Below are 5,781 nucleotides of genomic sequence, written 5' to 3'. Positions count from 1 at the left end.
ATATTTAGTTGCTTAATATGAATAGCTATCACATATTGGTGCTCAATATTTAGTCGTTTTAGTGAGTTAAGGAGAATTCGCGATGACCTTTGATACATGGATTTATTATTTGCTAGCGGTGTTGATCTTAACGGCATCACCAGGGCCAAGCTCTTTGTTGTGCATGACTAAGGGGGTGCAATCTGGCTTTAAGTTATCGATATTTACCGCCTTGGGTAGCGTGACTGCCATTACCGGAATCCTTACGTTATCTTTTACCGGTTTAGGGGTGATCATTGCTTCGTCAGAAGTGGTGTTTAATATCATTAAGTGGACGGGGGCTGCTTACCTTATTTATCTCGGTTGGAAGTCGTTACGATCGAGTCAGCAAGATTACGACAAGTTATCGAATCAACAAGCAGGCTCTCAACCAGTTAAAGAAAGCGCTGCACAGCATTATGTCAGTGGCTTTATTGTTGGTGCGAGTAACCCAAAAGCTATCCTGTTTTTTACCGCACTTTTTCCTCAGTTTATTGACCCATCGATAGCGCTATTTCCTCAATTTTTGGTGTTCGCTTTGACCTTCGTTGTGATGGAATTGTCTTGGTTACTGGTTTATGCCTACCTAGGTGCGAAATCATCAAATTGGTTGTTTGCTAAAGGTAGAGCCAAGGTTTTTAATCGTGTGACTGGTGGTGTCTTTATCGGTGCTGGGGCGCTGCTTTCTACTACAAGCAGAGCGTAATTTTCAATTTATTAAAGGCCTGAATAGTTACAGAAAATTATTCAGGCTGTAATAAAAGGTTAATATTAATGTGCTTGCTGATATCGGCATAAAGTCGATATATTGGTGTTACACCATCACATTCTCAGGAGAGATATATGCAGCATCAAGAAATGATTCAACACAGTAATTTTGGCGTAATCAGTCGTACTTGGATTTTCTCTACCCTTTCTCTTCTGGGTATTCTTGCTCTAATGTAGTCAGCTTCATGGCTCTATATTTTCAGTTTTATTATGAATATACTTTTCAAAAAGTCTTCAAAGTTAGAACTCTTACACTCGTAAATGTGGCTTTTCTCATCAGGCTAGCCACTTAACCTTCCTCTCAGTAACCTTTTCTCTGAATAATCTCTTTGTCTGATTAACCCCCTTTATCTCAATAGACTCACTGCATAACCTGATCTGAAGTTGTTATCAAACTGTGATAATCTTAAGTTATCTTTTATCTACAGTGTATCTCTCATGTCTGTCTGGGATTCTATTTCATTTAACAATCGATTTACTGCATTACCTCGATTGTTCTATACCCCAATTCAACCTACACCGCTCAGCAATGTTCAATGGCTCGCATGGAACCATAACCTTGCGAATGAACTAGGCTTTCCGTCATTTGAATGCACTTCCGAGGAGTTGCTTGAGACGTTATCAGGCAATGTTGAACCTGAGCAATTTTCGCCAGTAGCAATGAAATACGCAGGCCACCAGTTTGGCTCTTATAACCCTGATTTAGGTGATGGAAGAGGGCTGTTATTAGCTCAAGTTGTCGCGAAAAGTGGTGAAACGTTCGACTTACACCTTAAAGGTGCGGGTAAAACTCCCTATTCTCGTATGGGCGATGGTCGTGCTGTTATTCGATCAACGGTTCGTGAGTATCTATGTAGCGAAGCGATGGCGGGGCTTAATATCCCAACTACTCGCGCATTGGCGATGATGACTAGCGACACACCCGTTTATCGAGAGAAGCAAGAGTGGGGCGCATTGCTGGTGCGTGCTGCTGAGTCACACATCCGTTTCGGTCACTTTGAACATCTGTTTTATACCAATCAGTTGGCAGAACATAAATTATTGGCCGATAAAGTCATCGAATGGCACTTCCCGGAATGCCTCGATGACGACAAACCCTACGCTGCTATGTTTAATCAGGTTGTTGATCGCACTGCGGAAATGGTCGCGCTGTGGCAAGCGAATGGTTTTGCTCATGGGGTGATGAACACCGATAACATGTCGATCATAGGGCAAACCTTCGATTATGGCCCGTTCGCCTTCTTAGATGAATATGACCCTCGCTTGATCTGTAATCACTCGGATTACCAAGGTCGTTATGCTTTCAATCAACAGCCTAGAATTGGATTGTGGAACCTATCGGCACTGGCGCACTCACTTTCGCCGCTGGTGGATAAAGCCGAACTTGAGGGTGCGTTAGAACAGTACGAGCCACAAATGAATGGCTATTTCAGTCAGATGATGCGTCGTAAGTTGGGGCTGCTTTCGAAACAAGAAGGTGACAGCCGTTTGTTTGAATCTATGTTTGAGTTGATGTCGCAAAACAAAGTCGACTACCCAAGATTCTTTAGAACGTTGTCGAACCTAGATACATTGCTGCCGCAAGACGTGATTGATTTGGTTATCGACCGCGAGGCCGCAAAGCTATGGGTGGATAACTACTTGCAACGCTGCGAATTAGAAGACAGTTCAGTGGCAGATCGCTGTGAAAAGATGAGACAGGTGAACCCTAAATACATCCTCAGAAATTACCTAGCCCAGCTTGCGATAGATAAAGCTGAGCGCGGTGATAGCAGCGATATTGATGCACTAATGGTGGTGCTGGCAGACCCTTATGCGGAACATCCTGACTACGAACATCTTGCTGCCTTGCCGCCTGAGTGGGGCAAAGCAATGGAAATCAGCTGTTCCTCTTAACCTCCTATGATTCTTTGAGTCGCTAAGTACAGGTAGAGGTCACTAAGATGTGATCTTTATCTGTTTGTTCGTCTAACTTTACAAACATGTTAATAATCAAATAATCGGCCAGCCTATACACTATGTGAATAAGTTGTAAATTTAATAGGTTTGGGCGATGCCAACAAATACTCGAATTCTCGTGGTGGATGATGATCAAGAAATCTGCGAGCTGCTGGAAGAGTACCTCACAAAATCAGGTTTCGATGTCTCTTCTGTGGGAGACGGTGTTGAATTAGAAAACCACCTGCAAAACCAAGGTTATCCCGACCTGATTCTGCTCGATGTGATGCTCCCCGGTGACGACGGTTTTACCTTGTGTCAGCGAGTACGAAAGCAATCCAATGTGCCTATCATTATGCTGACAGCGGTATCGGATGAAACCGATCAGATTATCGGCTTAGAAATTGGTGCAGATGATTACATCGCGAAGCCGTTTAGTCCTCGTCAGTTAATGGCTCGAATCAAAGCGCTATTACGCCGTGTACAAGTGGTGGACGACAAGCCAAGTGATGCATTGCCAAAGCAGATTATTTTTGGTGATTGGACGCTCGATACGCTCGCGCACCGAATCTATCACAACGAAAACTCAGAAGAGATGGACTTGTCGGGCAGTGACTTTTCTTTGTTGATGTTGTTCTTAACTCGTCCTAACGAAGTTCTCGACCGTGACACCATCTCTTTCGCTACCAGAGGCCGTGAAGCGCTGCCTTTTGAACGTGGCATTGACGTACAGCTTAGCCGCCTGAGAAGCCGATTGGGCGACAGTGGTAAATATCCTCACTACATCAAAACCATGCGCGGTAATGGCTACATTCTTGCTGTGCCGGTTCAGTATGAACATTGATAATCAAGTGCTGTTAATGAACACCTTGCCAATGAAGTATTTCCTATGAACTGGTTGAGTCGATTAAAACCAAACTCTTTGGTCGCAAGAACCTTATTGTTGACGTTGTTAGCCGTTGTGATTGCTCAAGGCATCGCAACGTCTATATGGTATAGCGAATCAAAACACAAAGAGCTGGAAGGAATTCGTTCTGCCTCGTCGAGCATGGCGAACATGTTTGCTTCAACGGTGACTTTTTTCCAATCTCTACCCGTTAAATATCGTCATATCGTGCTGGATCAAATACGGAATATGGGCGGTACGCGCTTCTTCGTTTCTTTCAATAAAGAGGCTTTGATTGTCGAACCGATCCCCGATACCCGTTTAAAAACAGCCTCGATTGAAGCGATAGAAAGTGTTTTGAGTAGCAAACTCAATAAAGTGGCGTCAGTGCGGGTAGATTTTTCTCGACCTGAACACCTTCGCTTGCTTAAAAACGACATCTACTTAAGCGATCTCCCGCGATCTTGGGCACATCATACTTTAACGTTAGAACCGCTGAATCCACCCATTCTGGTTGTACAAATCGAATTGACCAGTCACGAATGGGTATACATTGCGGCATTGTTGCCTGCTCCATATGTGAAACTCGACGATACGATTCTTGGCAGAGAGCAGGTGATCTTCTTAGTTTCTTCAACGCTTATTCTGCTGGTTCTAACTTACTTGATGATTCGTCGCCAAGTGCGTCCTCTGAAAAAGTTAGCAAGGGCGGCCAATGAGATGAGTATGGATATTCAGCAGCCTCCGCTAAACGAAGAAGGGGCGACTGAACTGGTCACCGCAACCCGAGCCTTTAATCGCATGCAGCAACGGATTCGTCGCTATGTTGCCGACCGAGAGCACCTTTTTTCTGCGATCTCCCATGACTTAAAGACACCAATAACACGTCTAAGATTGCGTGCAGAGTTGTTGGAGAGTGAAGTAAAGAAAGACAAATTTAATAAAGATCTCGATGAGCTTGAGATGATGGTTAAAGGTGCTTTGCAAGCAGTAAGAGACACCGATCTACACGAGAACAATGCCATTATTGACCTCAACGAAATGGTACTTTCTGTTATTGAATCTCATAACCAGTATCAGAAAAAAGTTGAGTTTGAGCCGGTCGTCATTGAGCCACTGGTCGCGAAACCACTGGCGATTAAGCGTGTACTGACCAACTTAATTGACAACGCGGTTAAGTATGGTTCATCAGCTGTCGTGGAAGTTAGTGGTGATGAGCTTTGGGTTGTCGTGACTATTCAAGACCGTGGGAATGGCATTCCTGAAGACAAGTTAGAGATGGTTTTTGAACCCTATTTTAGGCTAGCAACGGATGATCAAGGACACGGACTTGGCCTCGGGATCTGCCGAAATATCCTGCACGGACACGGTGGAGATCTCATTATTCGCAACTCCTCTCAAGGTGGCTTGGAAGTCAAAGTCTATATCCCAACAGGCTTAGAAGTGTAGTGTAACAATCTTGTTACATTGGGCTTACCTTTTGTTTCAATCTTACCAGTCAGAATAAGTAGACTCTTTAATGAACCGGACGTCGAGTCCGCTAAACATGGAAGATAATAATGAAAATCAATAAAACCCTACTTACTCTATCTCTTCTTGCTGCCTCAACATTTTCTCAAGCTGGTGAAGTGGAAGTGCTCCACTGGTGGACTGCCGGTGGCGAAGCGAAATCCGCTGCCGTACTGAAAGAGATGATTGAACAACAAGGCCATACTTGGAAAGACTTCGCAGTTGCTGGTGGCGGCGGTGAAAGTGCGATGACTGTTTTGAAAACGCGAGCAGTATCGGGCAATCCACCTTCTGCAGCGCAGATTAAAGGTCATGATATTCAGGAGTGGGGTGGTTTAGGTTTTCTAACGTCTCTCGATGCGACTGCTAAACAAGAACAATGGGATGAACTACTACCAGAAGTAGTGACTAAAGTGATGAAGTGGGATGGTGAATATGTGGCAGTTCCTGTCAACGTTCACCGTGTTAACTGGCTTTGGGCAAACCCTGTTGTTTTAGAAAAATCGGGTGTGACAGTTCCAACGACATTAGATGAGTTCTTTGTTGCTGCAGACAAGATTAAAGCGGCTGGCTTCATTCCATTAGCTCACGGTGGTCAGCCTTGGCAAGACGCGACCGTATTCGAAGCCGTGGCACTTGATGTACTAGGCAGTGAAGACTAC

At 44.4% G+C, this 5,781-nt stretch carries 5 protein-coding genes; all 5 read left to right on the top strand.

Annotated features, from left to right (window positions below):
• Window positions 1-82 precede the first annotated feature (82 nt).
• On the top strand, window positions 83-724 hold the full coding sequence (locus AB4653_RS22450; protein WP_009848508.1) for a LysE family translocator: 642 nt from the start codon (window positions 83-85) through the stop codon (window positions 722-724).
• A 500-nt stretch (window positions 725-1,224) separates the two neighbouring features.
• Window positions 1,225-2,682, top strand: a complete 1,458-nt coding sequence (locus tag AB4653_RS22445; protein WP_009848507.1) for a protein adenylyltransferase SelO — start codon at window positions 1,225-1,227, stop codon at window positions 2,680-2,682.
• 157 nt (window positions 2,683-2,839) lie between these two features.
• Window positions 2,840-3,568, top strand: a complete 729-nt coding sequence (locus AB4653_RS22440; RefSeq protein ID WP_009848506.1) for a response regulator — start codon at window positions 2,840-2,842, stop codon at window positions 3,566-3,568.
• A gap of 45 nt (window positions 3,569-3,613) precedes the next feature.
• Window positions 3,614-5,059, top strand: coding sequence for an ATP-binding protein (locus AB4653_RS22435; RefSeq protein ID WP_009848505.1), 1,446 nt, complete (start codon window positions 3,614-3,616; stop codon window positions 5,057-5,059).
• Window positions 5,060-5,169: 110 nt separating this feature from the next.
• A partial coding sequence (locus tag AB4653_RS22430) for an ABC transporter substrate-binding protein (protein WP_372105376.1) occupies window positions 5,170-5,781 on the top strand: 612 nt, incomplete at its 3' end.

Source organism: Vibrio sp. 10N.222.48.A3 (genome assembly GCF_041475345.1).
In the GTDB taxonomy this organism is placed as follows: domain Bacteria; phylum Pseudomonadota; class Gammaproteobacteria; order Enterobacterales; family Vibrionaceae; genus Vibrio; species Vibrio tasmaniensis_A.
This window is presented reverse-complemented; position numbering and strand designations above follow the sequence as displayed.